This window comes from Sulfitobacter sp. UBA1132, from assembly GCF_002311545.1.
In the GTDB taxonomy this organism is placed as follows: Bacteria; Pseudomonadota; Alphaproteobacteria; order Rhodobacterales; family Rhodobacteraceae; genus Sulfitobacter; species Sulfitobacter pontiacus.
This window is the reverse complement of record NZ_DCAN01000004.1, coordinates 401408-418126: the sequence shown is the minus strand read 5'-3', so window position 1 is coordinate 418126 and position 16719 is coordinate 401408. Positions and strand designations below refer to the sequence as shown.

At 59.8% G+C, this 16719-nt stretch carries 14 protein-coding genes and 1 tRNA gene; 7 read left to right on the top strand and 8 right to left on the bottom strand.

Annotated features, from left to right (window positions below; genetic code table 11):
* Nucleotides 1-287: 287 nt before the first annotated feature.
* The 3 genes from msrQ to clpB form a co-directional block, all read right to left on the bottom strand.
* On the bottom strand, nucleotides 288-872 hold the full coding sequence (gene msrQ, locus B4F27_RS02900) for a protein-methionine-sulfoxide reductase heme-binding subunit MsrQ (RefSeq protein WP_037942857.1): 585 nt from the start codon (nucleotides 870-872) through the stop codon (nucleotides 288-290).
* Nucleotides 873-905: 33 nt separating this feature from the next.
* Entirely contained in the window at nucleotides 906-1814 is a 909-nt protein-coding gene (gene msrP / locus B4F27_RS02895; protein WP_005850149.1) for a protein-methionine-sulfoxide reductase catalytic subunit MsrP, read from the bottom strand.
* Nucleotides 1815-1988: 174 nt separating this feature from the next.
* On the bottom strand, nucleotides 1989-4604 hold the full coding sequence (clpB, locus tag B4F27_RS02890; RefSeq protein WP_286758804.1) for an ATP-dependent chaperone ClpB: 2616 nt from the start codon (nucleotides 4602-4604) through the stop codon (nucleotides 1989-1991).
* Between the two features lie 416 nt (nucleotides 4605-5020).
* Here clpB and B4F27_RS02885 point away from each other — a divergent pair, with 416 nt between their 5' ends.
* The 3 genes from B4F27_RS02885 to B4F27_RS02875 all read left to right on the top strand — a co-directional run bounded on the left by B4F27_RS02885 (nucleotide 5021) and on the right by B4F27_RS02875 (nucleotide 7823).
* Nucleotides 5021-5335 (top strand): hypothetical protein, encoded by a 315-nt coding sequence (locus tag B4F27_RS02885; RefSeq protein ID WP_005850153.1) that lies wholly within the window; start codon nucleotides 5021-5023, stop codon nucleotides 5333-5335.
* Between the two features lie 218 nt (nucleotides 5336-5553).
* On the top strand, nucleotides 5554-6243 hold the full coding sequence (pyrF, locus tag B4F27_RS02880) for an orotidine-5'-phosphate decarboxylase (protein WP_286758803.1): 690 nt from the start codon (nucleotides 5554-5556) through the stop codon (nucleotides 6241-6243).
* 326 nt (nucleotides 6244-6569) lie between these two features.
* A complete protein-coding gene (locus tag B4F27_RS02875) occupies nucleotides 6570-7823 on the top strand; it encodes a DNA polymerase IV (RefSeq protein WP_180828299.1) in 1254 nt (417 codons plus the stop codon).
* On the opposite strand, the gene B4F27_RS02870 is transcribed toward B4F27_RS02875, so the two are convergent.
* The gene (locus B4F27_RS02870; protein ID WP_005850159.1) at nucleotides 7824-8684 is read right to left on the bottom strand and encodes an N-formylglutamate amidohydrolase; all 861 of its coding nucleotides are present in this window, start codon (nucleotides 8682-8684) and stop codon (nucleotides 7824-7826) included.
* A 150-nt stretch (nucleotides 8685-8834) separates the two neighbouring features.
* On the opposite strand from B4F27_RS02870, the gene B4F27_RS02865 reads away from it, so the two are divergent.
* From B4F27_RS02865 to B4F27_RS02850, 4 genes are all read left to right on the top strand, one after another.
* Nucleotides 8835-8909, top strand: a tRNA-Val gene (locus B4F27_RS02865).
* 76 nt (nucleotides 8910-8985) lie between these two features.
* Complete coding sequence (gene ykgO / locus B4F27_RS02860; protein ID WP_005850168.1) at nucleotides 8986-9111, top strand: type B 50S ribosomal protein L36; 126 nt, start codon at nucleotides 8986-8988, stop codon at nucleotides 9109-9111.
* 172 nt (nucleotides 9112-9283) lie between these two features.
* A complete protein-coding gene (gene yghU / locus B4F27_RS02855; RefSeq protein ID WP_286758802.1) occupies nucleotides 9284-10150 on the top strand; it encodes a glutathione-dependent disulfide-bond oxidoreductase in 867 nt (288 codons plus the stop codon).
* Nucleotides 10151-10280: 130 nt separating this feature from the next.
* Nucleotides 10281-11297 carry a Fe(3+) ABC transporter substrate-binding protein gene (locus B4F27_RS02850; RefSeq protein ID WP_286758801.1) on the top strand — a complete coding sequence of 339 codons (1017 nt, stop codon included), beginning with the start codon at nucleotides 10281-10283 and terminating at the stop codon, nucleotides 11295-11297.
* Nucleotides 11298-11381: 84 nt separating this feature from the next.
* On the opposite strand, the gene B4F27_RS02845 is transcribed toward B4F27_RS02850, so the two are convergent.
* The 4 genes from B4F27_RS02845 to B4F27_RS02830 form a co-directional block, all read right to left on the bottom strand.
* Complete coding sequence (locus B4F27_RS02845; protein ID WP_286758800.1) at nucleotides 11382-13052, bottom strand: ABC transporter permease; 1671 nt, start codon at nucleotides 13050-13052, stop codon at nucleotides 11382-11384.
* A 136-nt stretch (nucleotides 13053-13188) separates the two neighbouring features.
* Nucleotides 13189-14415: a phenylacetate--CoA ligase family protein gene (locus B4F27_RS02840; RefSeq protein ID WP_286758799.1), complete on the bottom strand. Its 1227-nt coding sequence runs from the start codon at nucleotides 14413-14415 to the stop codon at nucleotides 13189-13191.
* Between the two features lie 63 nt (nucleotides 14416-14478).
* A complete protein-coding gene (locus B4F27_RS02835; protein ID WP_037942846.1) occupies nucleotides 14479-15315 on the bottom strand; it encodes an ABC transporter ATP-binding protein in 837 nt (278 codons plus the stop codon).
* 76 nt (nucleotides 15316-15391) lie between these two features.
* On the bottom strand, nucleotides 15392-16672 hold the full coding sequence (locus tag B4F27_RS02830; RefSeq protein WP_009825439.1) for an ABC transporter substrate-binding protein: 1281 nt from the start codon (nucleotides 16670-16672) through the stop codon (nucleotides 15392-15394).
* Nucleotides 16673-16719 lie beyond the last annotated feature (47 nt).

Genomic DNA, 16719 nt, shown 5'->3' with positions numbered 1-16719 from the left:
GGGCGTTCTAAGGTTTGTTCCAAATACCCGCAACCCCTTTTTTCGGATTATGACAGTTTTTCGCTACTTTCCGAATTTTCCTATAAAAACAACGGTTTGATTTTTGAAAATTCCGCGAGTCTGGCGTTTTGCGCAGCTTTATTTCGCACGCTAACACGTCATTGCCCCGCATCACTTACGCCCGCGCGGGTTATCCACAGACTCGCATCGCGAATGTGGATTGTTTCCCCCTCCCCCGGTCCGAATCCGGCACAGTCCCCGGCCCGAGCCACCGACCGGATTCGGAATCAGCGCCGTTTAGGAAGTCGTAGGACCAGCAAAGCCAGAATCGCCGCCATATAGAGGAGAGGTTCGATCTGGAAACCTTTGACCAGCCAGATGAAGTGCACCCCAGCCAGAATTGCAGCCAGATAGGTTAACCGGTGCAGCTTGCGCCACGTGGCCCCCAGCTTGCGGATCGAGAAGTTGTTCGATGTGGCCGCCAGGGGGACAAGACAAGCAAAACCCGCCATGCCGATCGTGATATACGGGCGCTTCAGAATGTCGGCCCAGATCTGCGACAGGATCCCGACGTCCAGCACCAGCCATACCAACAGGTGCAGCGAGACATATATAAAGGCGAGCAATCCCAGGGCGCGGCGAAACTTGATGAGGTTCAGCCGAAGGTAGCGCCGCGCGGGCGTGATCGCCAACCCGGCGATCAACAGTTGCAAGGCCAGCAACCCCAGCTCTTTTTCCAACGCCTTGATCGGCTCCGCCCCCAGCCCGCCGGTCTGTGCCTGAAACAGCAACCACGGGATTGGCAGAAGCCCCACTATATATACGACCCATGTGGGAACACGTCGCGCGATGGTATTCAGGCGGTCGATCATACCGGCCTGCTCACTTCTATAGAGGGCACAGGCTTAGATATCCTTGCTCAGGTCCATACCGGCATAGAGCTCCGCGACCTCGGCCTCGTACCCGTTGAACATCAGCGTCGGGATCCGCTTGGAGAAAAGACCGCCACCGATGACCCTTTCGCTGGCCTGCGACCAACGGGGGTGATCGACCTCGGGGTTCACATTACTGTAGAAGCCGTACTCCCCGGCATTCGCCTTGTTCCAACTGGTCGGGGGCTGAGTATCCGTGAGGGTGATCCGCACCACGGATTTGATCGACTTGTAGCCATATTTCCAAGGCACGACCAACCGCAGCGGTGCGCCGTTCTGTTTCGGGATGTCCTTGCCATAGATGCCGGTTGCCATAATCGTCAGCGGGTGCATCGCTTCGTCCAGACGCAACCCTTCGACGTAGGGCCAGTCGAGCACATTATAGGCGACGCCGGGCATTTCATCAGGACGCAGCGCAGTCTCGAAGGAGACGTATTTCGCGCCGGACTGCACACCGGCCATATTCAGCAGGTCCGCCAGCTCGAACCCGTTCCACGGGACCACCATTGACCACGCCTCGACACAGCGAAAACGATAGATACGCTCTTCGATCGTCATCTGTTGCATGATGTCGTCGAACCCATAGGCACCGGGCTTGTCGACCAGCCCGTCAATCTGCACCGTCCAGGGTTCAATCGTCAGACGGTCCGCGTATCTGGCGGGGTCGTCCTTACCGGTGCCGAATTCATAGTAGTTATTGTAACTGGTGATATCTTCATAACTGTTCGGCTCTAACCCCTCCGGCGCGGCAGAGGTGCGCCCCGCGATACCGGCCAACCCGATCCCCGCCAAAGCGCCCCCCATGATCTGACGCCGATTCATAAATGCAGCATGCGGGGTGACGTCTTTATCCGTGAGTGTGTTGATCCAGCGATAGGCCATAACAGGCGCTCCTTACCAATATACATGGGTAGCCTACTGCGGGTTGTCGCGCCGACCAAATGCAATCCGCTACATTTCAGGAGACACACCGGAATGTCAGGGCAACACATGCGAACAGGGCCGAGGTTTCCCCCGGCCCTGCCCGATCACATCACCACACTATATACTATGTACCTAGTGGACGGTCGCTTCGTCCGGTTTGGCGCGGTTGCTGGCAGCCACGCGGTCGCCGATGATCAGCCCTTCGGCACCAGCCTGCACCGGGATAAGATCCCCATCCAGCACGTCACCGGCCAGGATCATCTCGGCCAGCGGGTCTTGCAATGCACGCTGGATCACCCGCTTCAGCGGACGCGCCCCGAACACCGGATCATAGCCTTCGTCGGCGAGCCACTTGCGCGCAGCTTCGTCCAACTCCAACCCGATCTTGCGACCGGCGAGACGCTTCAGCAGACGGTTCACCTGAATGTCGACGATCCCCGCCATGTCGGCACGTGCCAAGCGGTCAAAGATCACCGTTTCATCCAGTCGGTTCAGGAACTCGGGGCGGAAGTGAGCCCGCACCGCATCCATCACATCCCGTTTCGCCTGCGCCATGTCGCCCCCTTCGGGCAACTGGCTCAGCGCTTGCGCCCCAAGGTTGCTGGTCAGCACGATCAGCGTCTGCTTGAAGTCGACCTTACGGCCCTGACCATCCGTCAGTACACCATCATCCAAGACCTGCAGCAACACGTTGAACACGTCGGGGTGCGCCTTCTCGACCTCATCGAACAGCACGACCTGATAGGGTCTGCGCCGCACGGCTTCGGTCAATACGCCACCTTCGTCATAGCCAACATACCCGGGAGGCGCGCCGATCAGACGGGCCACGGCATGTTTCTCCATGAACTCAGACATGTCGATCCGCACCATCGCGTTCTCGTCGTCGAACAGGAATTCGGCCACGGCCTTGGTCAGCTCGGTCTTACCGACACCAGTCGGCCCGAGGAACAGGAAGCTGCCCAAGGGGCGGGCCTCGTCGTTCAGGCCAGCACGCGCACGGCGCACCGCGTTCGACACAGCTTTGACGGCGAGGTTCTGACCAATGACACGGTTGTGCAACTGGTCTTCCATGCGCAGCAACTTGTCCCGCTCGCCTTCCAGCATACGACCCGCGGGGATACCCGTCCAACGTTCGACGACGCTGGCGATCTGGTCCGGGCGCACGGCCTCTTCGACCATCACGTCGGCTTCGTTCTCTTCGGCCTCGCCCAGTTTGCGTTCAAGCTGCGGGATCACGCCATAGGAAAGCTCCCCCGCTTTGGCGAGGTTGCCTTCGCGCTTGGCGATCTCAAGCTCGGCGCGGGCACGGTCCAGCTGCTCTTTCAGCTCGCGCGCGCCCTCAAGGCGATCACGTTCGCCCTGCCACTGCGCGGTCATGGCATCGGCCTTTTCCTGCAGATCCCCCAGCTCTTTCTCCAACTTGTCCAAGCGGTCCTTGCTGGCAGCGTCATCCTCTTTCTTCAACGCCTCGGCTTCGATCTGAAGCTGCATGATCTGACGGTCCAGCGCATCCAGCTCTTCTGGTTTGCTGTCGACTTCCATCCGCAGACGGCTCGCGGCCTCGTCCACAAGGTCGATTGCCTTGTCGGGCAGGAAACGATCCGTGATATAGCGATGCGACAGGGTCGCCGCCGCCACAAGGGCAGAGTCGCTGATCCGCACCCCGTGGTGCAGCTCGTACTTCTCCTTAATGCCTCGCAGGATCGACACCGTATCCTCGACCGTAGGTTCGCTGACCATCACAGGCTGGAACCGACGGGCAAGTGCTGCGTCTTTTTCGACATACTTACGGTATTCGTCCAAGGTCGTCGCACCAACGCAGTGCAATTCACCCCGCGCCAACGCCGGTTTGATGAGGTTGGCCGCGTCCATCGCGCCGTCCGCCTTACCGGCACCAACCAGCGTGTGCATCTCGTCAATGAACAGGATCACCTCGCCCGCGGCTTCGGTGACTTCGGTCAGGACGGCTTTCAACCGTTCTTCGAACTCGCCACGATACTTCGCGCCGGCAATCAGCGCGCCCATATCCAGCGCCAGCAAGCGTTTGTTGCGCAGGGATTCGGGCACATCGCCATCCACGATCCGCAGGGCAAGCCCCTCGGCAATCGCGGTTTTACCCACGCCGGGCTCACCAATCAGCACCGGGTTGTTCTTGGTACGGCGGCTCAACACCTGCATGGCGCGACGAATTTCCTCGTCCCGACCGATGATCGGGTCGATTTTGCCTTCGCGGGCACGTTCCGTCAGATCAAGGCTGTATTTCTTGAGCGCCTCATACCCGTCTTCCGCACTGGCCGTATCAGCCGTGCGCCCTTTCCGGATATCATTGATAGCGGCGTTCAACCCCTGTGCGGTGACCTTGCCCGCATCCAACGCGGTTTTCGCACCGGATTTCACCATCGCGAGTGCCATCAGCACGCGTTCGACCGGCACAAAGCTGTCGCCCGCTTTTTTGGCCAGTGTCTCTGCTTCGGCCAGCACCTTTGCGGTGGCATTATCAAGGTATACCTGCGCGGCGTCGCCCGACACCTTGGGCAGCTTGCCCAAAGACAGCGTCAGGGTTTCAGCCACACGTGCAGGATCGCCACCGGCAGCAGCAATCAGATTGCTCGCCAGCCCTTGGTCGTCATCCAGCAGTGCTTTCAATAAATGCTCCGGCGTCAGCCGTTGGTGGCTTTCACGCGTCGCGATTGTTTGCGCAGCCTGAATAAAGCCGCGCGACCGTTCTGTGAACTTGCTCAAGTCCATGAGCTTCTCCTTTTCTTAAAGCGACCACAAAGAAGATGCCTGCTTTGCAGCACATCATGGCGTGATCCTCGGGATAGAATTTGGGGACAGAAGGAAGGGATTCAAGAGAGTTGCCTCACAAATACGTCAACAGAAAACATACACCTTTTAAGATTATTTGTCAGACTGGTGGGATTTCGCCACATTGCGAACACATTGGAATCCCACAAGAAAAATGCAGTTTCGCAATTTGTCGCTCATGGCAAGAATTAATTACAAAAATGTTAATTGACTGATTTTAGGCGAAAATTTATATTTATCCACATGACGGATGCACCCCAGTGGAACCATTTAGTCACACATACGTTGTACTGGCAGATGAACGAAAACAAATCGAGCCGACTTTAATCAGTACAACAAATTCTTGAGGTACGAACATGCAGACGCGCCAGATCCAGATGAACGACGTTATCTACAACGCGGCAGAGCAATGCTTTGAAGCTTTGGTCACCGTCCACGATGGCGATCGGTCCCGCAAATATGCCTGCGCCATCAACGCGCCGATGACGATGTCCTTTGATCAAGCTGCCAAAGGCCTGACCAAACAAGCCGAGCGTCGCCATACGAGCCGCGGCGGCATGTATTCCGAGATCCGCGCCCAGAAGCCCGCACAACGCAGCGGCCGTCCTCGGTTCGATCCAAAAGCCTGGTTGCGCCATGTCGCCAACCTTCCCGGCCTTCGCGCCGCCTGATTTACGGTTTCGGCGGAACTGCCTGCGCGCCCGTCCCGGCGCGTGTCCCGCCCAATCCAGAGACAACTGCCTGCCTGCACGTCTCTGATACTCGCCCGGACAGCGATTGCGCTGCCCGGGCCTTTTTCTTTGCGCGGTCCCTGTTTTCATAGACATGTCAGGTCGAACACCGTAAGCCTCCGGCGTTTGCCAAATCTCATCACTTCGGAGCCCGCCCCATGTCAGATGACCGCCTGATCGTTGCCCTTGATGTCCCCCACGCTGTTGCCGGCCTTGAACTGACCCAAAAGCTGGGCGACGCGGTGAGCTTTTACAAAATTGGTCTGGGCATGTTGACGGGCGGCGGCCTGGCGCTTGCGAACGAGCTGATCCAGGAACACGGCAAACGCATTTTTCTGGACATGAAACTGTTCGATATCAGCGCGACAGTCGAAGCAGCGGTGCGCGGGCTAGCGCAGTTCGACCTCGATTTTCTGACCGTGCACGGTGACCCCCATGTTGTCCGCGCCGCGATGGAAGGGGCCGCAGGATCCCGCACCAAGATTTTGGCGGTGACCATCCTGACATCCCTGGACCGCAACGATCTGGACGCGGCGATGATCCAGTCGGGCGATATCCCCGATCTGGTCCAGACCCGTGCCGCGCGCGCGCTGGAGGCTGGTGCTGACGGCGTCATCGCCTCCCCGCAAGAGGCGGCCCTGATCCGTGCCCTACCCGAGGCCAACGGCAAGCTGATCGTCACCCCCGGCGTGCGACCAAGCGGGGCGACCCTTGGCGACCAGAAACGCGTGGCAACACCGGGTCAGGCGATCTTGGACGGGGCGGATCACATCGTCGTTGGTCGCCCGATCTGGCAGGCCGAAGACCCCGCGGCTGCCGCCCGCGCGGTGCTGGCAGAGCTGCCCTAAACGCCGCCGAAATACGCGAAACCCAACAAATAGCGCATTTTCGCCTATGTGATAAATCGGTAACAAACATGAACTGGCTGCCAGCAACTGGAAGTTCCGTGTATGTTTTATGACATTCATATGGCAACCTTACTTTGGTGATACTCCCCGACGGGCTGGTTCTTCCTGAAGTCCGTCACCTCCCCCCGCTTCAGGCGGGGGTCTTTCTTTGCCCCACCTCGCATCCGCTTTCCCCCCTCTACTCGACGCTGCACGTATGTGCATGGCGAAGTCGCGTGTGATCGGGTAGACTTGCGTTAACCAGCCCTTAACCCTACTTGACCGCCATGCCCGCACTCTGCCGAGACTGCCTGTCCGAAATCGCGCCCGCGCGCCGGTGCTCTGCCTGCGGCAGCCCGCGTATCTCGTCGCATCCCGAATTATTCGACCTATCCATCGCCCATATGGATTGCGATGCCTTCTACGCCTCCGTAGAGAAACGCGACAATCCGGCGCTGAATGGCAAGCCCGTAATCATCGGGGGCGGACGCCGTGGGGTCGTGTCGACCGCCTGCTATATCGCGCGGATCAAAGGGGTCCGGTCCGCCATGCCGATGTTCCAGGCGCTGAAACTCTGCCCCGAAGCGATCATCATCAAGCCACGCATGGATGCATATGTCGAAGCCTCCCGCGCGATCCGCGCCATGATGGAAGAGCTCACCCCCGCCCTGCAGCCGCTGTCGCTGGACGAGGCGTTTCTGGACATGACCGGCACGACCAAGCTTCACGGGGCACCCCCTGCCGTGATGCTTGCACGACTGGTGCGTCGCATGAAGGTCGAACTGGGGCTGACCGGATCAATCGGGCTGTCACACAACAAGTTTCTGGCCAAAGTCGCCTCTGACCTTGATAAGCCGCACGGGTTTTCAGTGATCGGCAAGGCAGAAACACAACAGTTTCTGAACGACAAACCGGTGAGCATGATCTGGGGCGTGGGCGCGGCAACGCTTGGATCCCTCAACAAGGCCGGCATCCAGACCTTCGCGGACCTGCTGCGATGGGAAAGGACCGACCTGATCGCGCGTTTCGGCAGTATGGGCGACCGCCTCTGGCATCTGGCACGCGGCCAAGACAACCGCCGTGTTTCCGCGCATGAACCGATGAAATCCATCAGCAACGAAACCACCTTCAACGAAGACACCTCCGACCCTGACCTGCTGGACGGGCATCTGTGGCGCATGGCGCAAAAGGTGGCGGACCGCGCCAAGGCCAAAGACCTTGCCGGCCGCGTTGTCGTGCTCAAGCTCAAACGGGCCGATTTCTCGCTGATCACGCGGCGGGTGTCGCTGTATGACCCGACGCAACTGGCCGACCGCATCTACCGCACAGCGCGCGGGCTGTTTGACCAGCTTGGTGAACCGGGGCCTTTCCGGCTGCTCGGGTGTGGCATTTCGGACCTGAGCGCGGCTGACGGTGCCGATACCGCGGGCGACCTGCTGGACCCGGATGCCGCCCGCCGGGGTCAGGCAGAGCGGGCAACAGATGCCATCCGCAACCGGTTCGGAGACAAGGCAATCGTCAAGGGGCGTGCGCTGCGCTGATCACTCCGCCGCAAGGGCGAGGCTTTCTGGACGGATCCGCGCAATCTCTGCCACAACGCCGCGAAGCGCTTTTTGGACATCCTCGAAATCACCGTTGGGGCGCACCAGAGATTCGTTCATATACAGCGACCGGTCCAATTCGACCTGTACCGCATGCTGCCCCCGTGCCGGACGACCGTAAGCCTGCGTGATATAGGCCCCCGCGAACGGCGTATTGCGTGTGACCGTGAACCCTGCCTTGACGAAAGCGGCCTCTATCTGATCCACAACATCGCTGCTGGCTGCCGCGCCGAACCGGTCACCCAAGACCACTTCAGGCCGTTTCAACCCCATACGCGCGACGCCGTCCATCGCCTCGTGCGGCATCGAATGGCAATCCACCAAGATCGCCTGCCCGTGATCCGCCCGCGCGTCGTTAAGCAGGCTTTGCAACATATCGTGGTACGGCACCCAATAGGTGGCGATTCGCGCACGGGCTTCATCAAGCGTTAATTTGCCCTGATAAATCGACCGCCCGTTTGCCACGACACGCGGAATAACCCCCAATCCGGAGGCAACCCGCGGGTTATGCGCCTGCCGCCGAACCCCTTCGATCAGGGCCGGGTCAAGCTCGTCTCGGGACCGGTTCAGATCAAGGAACGCACGAGGGGCCCCCGCCATCAGAAACGGAGCCCCGAAATGGGGGGCAGAATTAAACAAAAGGTCAACAAACGCGTCCTCTGACGAGCGTATACTATGCCCGTCCAACACCGTGGACCGCAGGAAGGAAAAGCTGTAATTCCGCCCTGAATGAGGGGATGCAAACACCGCGCAGGAACGGGCTTGATCGGGGCGAACGACTTCGTAGGCGATGTGTGGCATTGTTGCACCTTTCAAGAATGATCATAGCGCATGTTTTTACAAAGCCAAAACCCCTTGATCATGCCTCCGACTCTATTTATAGACCCCGCTACCGGCGCGAATATCTCGCGCCCCGATTTGGTTTGGGGTGCAAATTTCGTGCTACATAGGGGGTGATTAGCTCAGCGGTAGAGCACTTCGTTGACATCGAAGGGGTCACTGGTTCGATCCCAGTATCGCCCACCACCTAATTCATGGTTCAGCATTCGCTGAACTGCCCGCAACCCGGCGCTGGCCCGCGCCACGACACAGGAGAACGACCATGAAGGTTCGCAATTCGCTCCGCTCGCTCAAGAACCGGCACCGTGACTGCCGCGTTGTGCGTCGCAAAGGCCGCGTTTACGTAATCAACAAAACGCAGCGCCGTTTCAAAGCCCGTCAGGGTTAAGCTTCCCGCGCATTTGATGAAAAGCCGCTCCTTCTGGGGCGGCTTTTTTCGTTTGGGCCGCCGTCAACCGCGCCTCCCCCCTGTCCCAGCCAATCTGTGCTGACCTCTTGCGATCCCCCCAATACCGCTTAGGTTCTCTTCAGACTTCATCAGACGAACTGAAAGGGATCTCATGACCGATCTGCCCGACTACACCCCACCCGCCGTATGGGAGTGGGAACCCGGCAATGGCGGTAAATTCGCCAATATCAACCGCCCCATCGCAGGCCCCACCGCAGACAAAGAGCTGCCGGTCGGCAAACATCCCTATCAGCTTTACTCCCTCGCGACGCCCAATGGCGTCAAAGTCACCGTGCTGCTGGAAGAACTACTGGCCGCCGGGCACAAGGGTGCCGAATATGACGCGTGGCTGATCAACATCGGCGAAGGGGATCAATTCGGATCCGGCTTTGTCGACATCAACCCGAACTCCAAAATTCCCGCGATGATGGACCGGTCCGGCGACGCGCCGCAGCGCCTGTTTGAATCCGGGTCGATCATGCTGCATCTGGCCGAGAAATTCGGCGCATTCATCCCCAAAGACCCGAGCCAGCGCACCGAATGTATGTCGTGGCTGTTCTGGCAAATGGGCAGCGCGCCCTATCTTGGCGGCGGCTTCGGCCATTTCTACGCCTATGCGCCGGTCAAAATTAAGTACTGCATCGACCGTTTCGCGATGGAGACCAAGCGCCAGCTTGACGTGCTCGATCGTCACCTTGCCGATAACGAATATATGGCGGGCGAATATTCGATCGCGGATATGGCGATCTGGGCATGGTACGGGCAGCTGGTTCTGGGCCGTCTCTATGACGCAGCAGAGTTCCTGAATGTGGACTCCTACGAAAACCTGATGAAATGGGCCAAGAAGATCGACGCCCGCCCTGCCGTGCAACGGGGCCGCATGGTCAACCGCGCCTTCGGCGAGCCCGAAATGCAGCTGCACGAACGGCACGATGCCAGCGATTTTGATACAAAGACTCAGGACAAAATCGGCGACTAATCCCGCGCGTCTTGCCGCCCCCACGCGGCAAGACGCTTGTCCTATTAATTCACTCAAGTATTCCTTGATATCAGCCCTCAAATCTGTTTCTTACTCTTTTTATAAGTTTTACACAGATGGAGGTCACCTGATGACTCTGACGAAATCCGCTTTCACGGCCGCCTTGATGGCCACAGTTGCGATGCCAGCAATGGCCGAAGGGCAGCTGAACCTCTACTCCTCGCGTCACTACGACACAGACGAACGTCTGTATTCCGACTTTACCGAGCAGACCGGCATCACCATCAACCGCATCGAAGGCAAAGCAGACGAGCTGCTGGCGCGTATGGAAGCCGAGGGTGCGAACTCCCCCGCGGACGTTCTGATCACCGTCGACACCAGCCGCCTGAGCCGCGCCAAGGAAATGGGCCTGCTGCAATCCGTTGATAGCGACATCCTCGAAGAGCGTATCCCCAGCAACCTGCAAGACGCCGACAACGACTGGTTCGGCTTTTCGCAGCGCGCGCGGATTATCTTTTACAGCAAGGACGCTGTAGACAACCCGCCACAGAACTATCTGGATCTTGCCGATCCTGCCTATGAAGGTCAGGTCTGCATCCGTTCCTCCACGAACTCCTACAACCAGACCCTGCTGGCGGCGTTGGTCACGCACCATGGCGAAGAGAAAGCCACCGAATGGGCACAGGGCGTTGTGAACAACATGGCACGTGCACCACAGGGCGGTGACACCGACCAGCTGCGCGGTCTGGTATCGGGCGAATGCGAAATCTCCGTCTCGAACTCCTACTACTTTGCCCGTGCCATCCGCACCGAAGTAGACGGGCTGAGCGCCGATCTGGATAAAATCGGTCTGGTGTTCCCCGACCAGGAAGGCAACGGCGCGCACATGAACCTGTCGGGTGCCGGTGTTGCAGCCAATGCGCCAAACCGTGACAATGCGGTCAAGTTCCTCGAGTATCTGTCCTCCGACAGCGCGCAGTCCTACTTCTCTGCAGGGAACGACGAATTCCCCGCCGTCGAAGGCGTAGAGCTTGCGGACTCGGTCGAGAAGCTGGGCACGTTTAAAGCAGACGAGGTGAACCTGTCCGAAGTGGCCAAGAACATCCCGACAGCACAGAAAATCTTTAACGCGGTTGGCTGGGAATAATCCCAGCCTGCCACGGCAGAGACATGACATTGAACCGCATCGGCCCCGGGCCGGTGCGGTTTTTTCATGCGCAAAGGGAAATGTTTATTTCTGCCGTCCGACCTGACGGCAGATCAGGATCACGGGCAGCAATCCCATTGCCACGATCACAAGGCTTGGCACCGCCGCCCCGTCCAGCCGCTCGTCGCTTGCCAGCCGGTAGGCCTGTACTGCCAGCGTGTCGTAGTTGAATGGCCGCATGATTAGCGTTGCGGGCAGCTCTTTCATCACATCGACGAAAACGATCAGCAGCGCGGTCAGCAGGCTTGGCGACAGGATCGGTAGATGCACACGGCGCAGCGTGCCCACAGGGGTTTCCCCCAATGACCGTGCGGCAGAGTCCATATTGGCATGCACCATCGCCTGCCCGCCCTCATACGCCCCCAGAGCCGCCGCAAGGAAGCGTACCATATAGGCGGCGACGAGCAGCCAGATCGAGCCCGTCACCAGCAGGCCGGTCGATATGTCGAAGGTGCTGCGCATCCAGGCATCAAGCTGGTTATCAAAAGTCGCAAAGGGCACCATCAGCCCCACGGCAATCACCCCGCCCGGCACCGCATAGCCCAACCGCGCGATATAGCCCGCACCGAACGACAGCTTGCCCGGACGCAACCGCTGGAAGAACCCCACGCAGACCGCAGCGGCAACGGTCAGCACCGCCGCCACCCCCGCCAGCGTGGCAGAGTTGCGTATGAAGCCCAGATAGCGCGGGCTCAGCAGGTCTTGCTCTGACCCGATGCCCATCCAGATCAGCACGATCACCGGCAGGATCGCCCCAAAGATCACGGGGATACCGCAGGCCAGCATCGCGGCGGCGGCCTGCCATCCCTTAAGCTGCGCGGGCGGCATCGCCACGGCACGACGCGCCGGATCGTGGTATTGCGCCTTGCCGCGCTGGATTCGCTCCAGCATCGCGAGCAACAGCGCAAAACTGAGCAAACACAGTGCAAGCTGGGCCGCACCAGCGCGGTCGAACAGGGAAAACCAGCTGGTGTAGATCCCTGTCGCAAAGGTCTGCACACTGAAATAGGCGACGGTGCCGAAATCGGCGATCGTCTCCATGACGGTCAGCAGAACACCTGCGGCAATCGCCGGGCGGGCCAGCGGCAGGCTCACCTTGAAGAAGGCGGCCCAGGCACTGCTACCCAAGGCACGTGCTGCCAGAAACGTCGTGGCGGATTGCTGCAAGAACGCGGCGCGCGCCAAGAGGTAGACGTAGGGATAAAGCACCAGCACCAGCATCAAGGCCGCGCCCCCAAGGGACCGGATTTCCGGGAACCAGTAGTCGCGCGGCCCCCAGCCCGTGACGTCACGCAGCACCGTTTGCACGATTCCGGGGTGGTCAAGGATATGCGTGTAGGCATAGGCCAGCACATAGGCGGGAAAAGCCAGCGGCAGCACCAGCGCGATTTCAAGCATGCGGGCACCGGGGAAGCGGGTCATGGTCACCAGCCACGCGGTCCCCACGCCCAAGGCAAAGGTGCCCGTGGCCACCATTGCGACCAGCAGCAGGGTGGTGCCCGCGTACCCCAGCAGCACCGTATCGATCAGGTGGCGCACGGTCTCGGTGCCCCCGACCAGCGCGGCCAGCAAAACGGCAACCATCGGCAAGGCACAGGTCGCCGCAATCGCGACCGCAACCCCCGCCAGTAAACGCACGCCGTCCCGCGATCTTTTCACGGCGGCGGGGCTTGTATTGATATCCTGTGTCGTCATGCGCTTGGTTTCGACTAATTCAGTCGGAAATACCAGCGGGATGACTGAAAATTGTAGCGCGCGGCGCAGGTGCAAAGGCGTGATCCTGCCTTTGCAGCAGAATCTCCGGTGTCAGGATGCGTGCCTTCAGCACGGGTCAGTCATAGCTACGCTGGTCTTCGATCACCAATCCGTCGTTGGGCAGGCTGCCCGGCGCGGCCAGCACGACCTTGCCCTTCAGCTTGAGAAGCGCGGCAACAGAGGCACCGTAGCTGTCCGCGTCATCACCCGTCGTCTCAAGATGCACAGTCATGACGTCCTGTTCATTCGCACGGCTTGCCACCACGCGGGCCTTCGTGACCTCGGGGTGATTAGCAACAAGCGCCGCGACCTGTTCGGGGCGTACGAACATGCCCTTGATCTTGGTGGTCTGATCCGCACGGCCCATCCAGCCCTTGATGCGCATATTGGTCCGCCCGCAAGGAGACGCCCCCGGCAGCACGGCGCTCAGGTCCCCTGTGGCGAAACGGATCAGCGGATAGTCGGGGTTCAAGGTGGTCACGACGACCTCGCCCACCTCGCCCGAAGCGACGGGGGTGCCGGTGCCGGGGGTCACGATCTCGATGATTACATTCTCGTCCACGATCATACCTTCGGCGGCGGGGCTTTCGTAGGCGATATTGCCCAGATCCGCCGTCGCATAGCTTTGCAAACAGGTGATCCCCCGCTCTGCGTAATAGTCGCGCAAGGACGGGAACAGCGCGCCCCCGCCAACGGCAGCCTTGGTGATGCCAAGGGTCACCCCCATCTCATCCGCTTTTTCGAGAATGATCTTGAGGTAATCCGGCGTGCCAGCATAGGCGGTCGTGCCGATATCGCGCGCGGCAATGACCTGCAGTTCGGTCTGCCCGGTGCCCGCCGGCAGCACCGCCGCCCCCACAGCCCGCGCCCCGGATTCAAAGATCATGCCCGCAGGTGTCAGGTGATAGCCAAAACAGTTCTGGACGATGTCGCCCTCGCCAATCCCCACCGCATGCAGGAACCGCCCCATGCGCCACCAGTCCGGCGCGTCGGAGGAGGGTTCATAGATCGGACCGGGAGACTGGAAGATATGGGTAAACGCATGGGCGGGTTTGGTGGTGAAACCGCCAAAGGGGGCCGACTGCGCCTGCTGTTTCCCGATCTCGGATTTGCGCAGAACCGGCAGCGCGGCCAGCGCCTCGACATTGGTGATCGTCTCTGGCGCGACCCCGTCCAACGATCCGGCATAGCCCGGCAGCGCCTGCGCCCGTGCGATCTGCGCGGGCAAGGTCCGGGCAAGATCGGCCGCCCGTGTCTCGGGGCTGCGGGTCTCTAGGCTGTCAAAATAGGACGTCTGTGCCATGTCGCTTACTCGCAATTCATCTGGGTGGTCAGGAAATGGAAAACTTGTGGGCCGTGCGCTGGATCAGCTGAGCCAGCGTTTGCGGCGCCGATAGCTGCGGACATCGCGGAAGGATTTGCGCCCCTCGTCCGACATGCCAAGGTAGAATTCCTTGACGTCCTGGTTCTCGCGCAGGTCGGCGGCAGGGCCGTCCATCACGACGCGACCGGATTCCAGAATATAGCCGTAATGCGCAAAGCGCAGGGCAACGTTGGTGTTCTGTTCGGCCAGCAGGAAGGTCACGCCTTCGTTTTCATTCACCGATTTGACGATCTCGAAAATCTGTTCGACCAACTGCGGCGCAAGACCCATCGATGGCTCGTCCAGCAGGATCGTTTCAGGGCGCGACATCAGGGCGCGACCAATGGCGCACATCTGCTGTTCCCCGCCCGAGGTATACCCCGCCTGCGATTTGCGCCGTTCGCGCAGCCGTGGGAAATAGTCGTACACCATTTCCAGATCCCGCGCGATCGCCGCCTTGCCGTCACTGCGGGTATAGGCACCGGTCAACAGGTTCTCTTCGATGGTGAGGTGTTCAAAGCAATGCCGTCCCTCCATCACCTGCACGACACCGCGTTTCACCATCTCTGCGGGGTCGAGCTTGTGCACCGGATCATTGCGATATTTGATCGACCCTTTGGTGACCTCACCCCGTTCGGAATGCAGCAGGTTGGAAATCGCCTTGAGCGTCGTGGTCTTGCCCGCGCCATTGCCGCCCAACAGGGCCGTGATACCGCCCTTGGGCACCTTCAGGCTCACGCCCTTCAGCACCAGAATGACCGAGTTATAGATCACCTCGATATTATTGACCTCAAGAAGGGTCTCGACCTGCGCGTCGGGCGTTGGGGTGGCATCCAGCATGGGTGTCTCTTTCACTAGGTGGCGTGGGGGTCGGGCGCGGCAACAATGCCGCCGCGCCCTTGTTCAAGGGCTGCGCTTAGCAGCTGGGTTCGATACCGGATTCCGCGGCAAAGGCCTGCGCATCTTCGGTTATCAGCGGGGCCAGCACGTCTTGGTCCGACTGGATGTAGTCGGTGATCAGGCTCCAGCTGTCGGCAGCAGCATCCCACTGCGCCACAGCACCATAGCCGTTACCGCCGTGGTTTTCACAAGACACCGTGAACTCTGGCCCAAAGTTCGGCAGACCCAGATCCGCCATCTTGGCTTCGGTGATTTCCAGTGCTTCCATGCCGTCACGCATCTGCGCCGGTGTCAGCGCCTTGGTGTCATGGATACCTTGCGCCGTTTTGGCAGCTTCGGCAGCCAGCATCGCGGCGTAAAGGCCACGGTTATACAAAGCGGTCCCGATCTGGTCGCCCGCACCTGCGGCCTTGCCTGTATCAACCACATACTTCTGGATGTCGTCGAACACGGGGAAGTCATCGCCCACGTTGTGGAACGTCAGCGCCTTATAGCCATTGGCTTTGTCACCCGCTGGACGCACGTCGTTCTCGGAACCGGACCACCAGATGCCGATGAACTGATCCATCGGATAGCGGATGTTCGCGGCTTCCTGCACGGCGACTTGGTTCATCACACCCCAACCGTACATGATCACATTGTCCGGCTTTTCACGACGGATCTGCAACCACTGGGATTTCTGTTCCTGACCGGGGTGGTCAACGGGCAGCAAGGACAGTTCAAACCCGTGCTTTTTGCCCAGTTCTTCCAGGGTGCGGATCGGCTCTTTGCCGTAGGCAGAGTTGTGATAGACCAGCGCGATTTTCTTACCTTCAAGGCTGCCACCGTTCAGATCCAGCAGGTGCTTGATCGCGACCGAAGCGCCGTCCCAGTAGTTGGTGGGGTAGTTGAAGATATTCTTGAACACCGACCCGTCTTTGGCCGACGTCCGGCCATACCCCATAGAGTGGACAGGGATGCCATCTGCCGTCGCTTTGGGGATCAGCTGATAGGTGATGCCGGTGGACAGCGGTTGATAGACCAGCGCGCCTTCGCCCTTGGTGCTTTCATAGCATTCCACACCCTTTTCGGTGTTATAGCCGGTTTCACATTCGATCATCCGGATCGGCTCGCCACCGATACCGCCATCACGTTCGTTCAGCAGCGTGAAGTAATCCGCATAGCCGTCGGCAAAGGGAATCCCGTTTGCCGCATAAGGGCCCGTGCGATAGCTGAGCGACGGGAATACAAGCTCTGCCATTGCGGGGCCCGCAGCCAGAGCAGCGCCAAGCGCCAACGTAGTCATCTTCAGTTTCATCGGTGTTTCCTCCCTTGGATGTATCCGATCTTGCCGGGTTGTCCCGG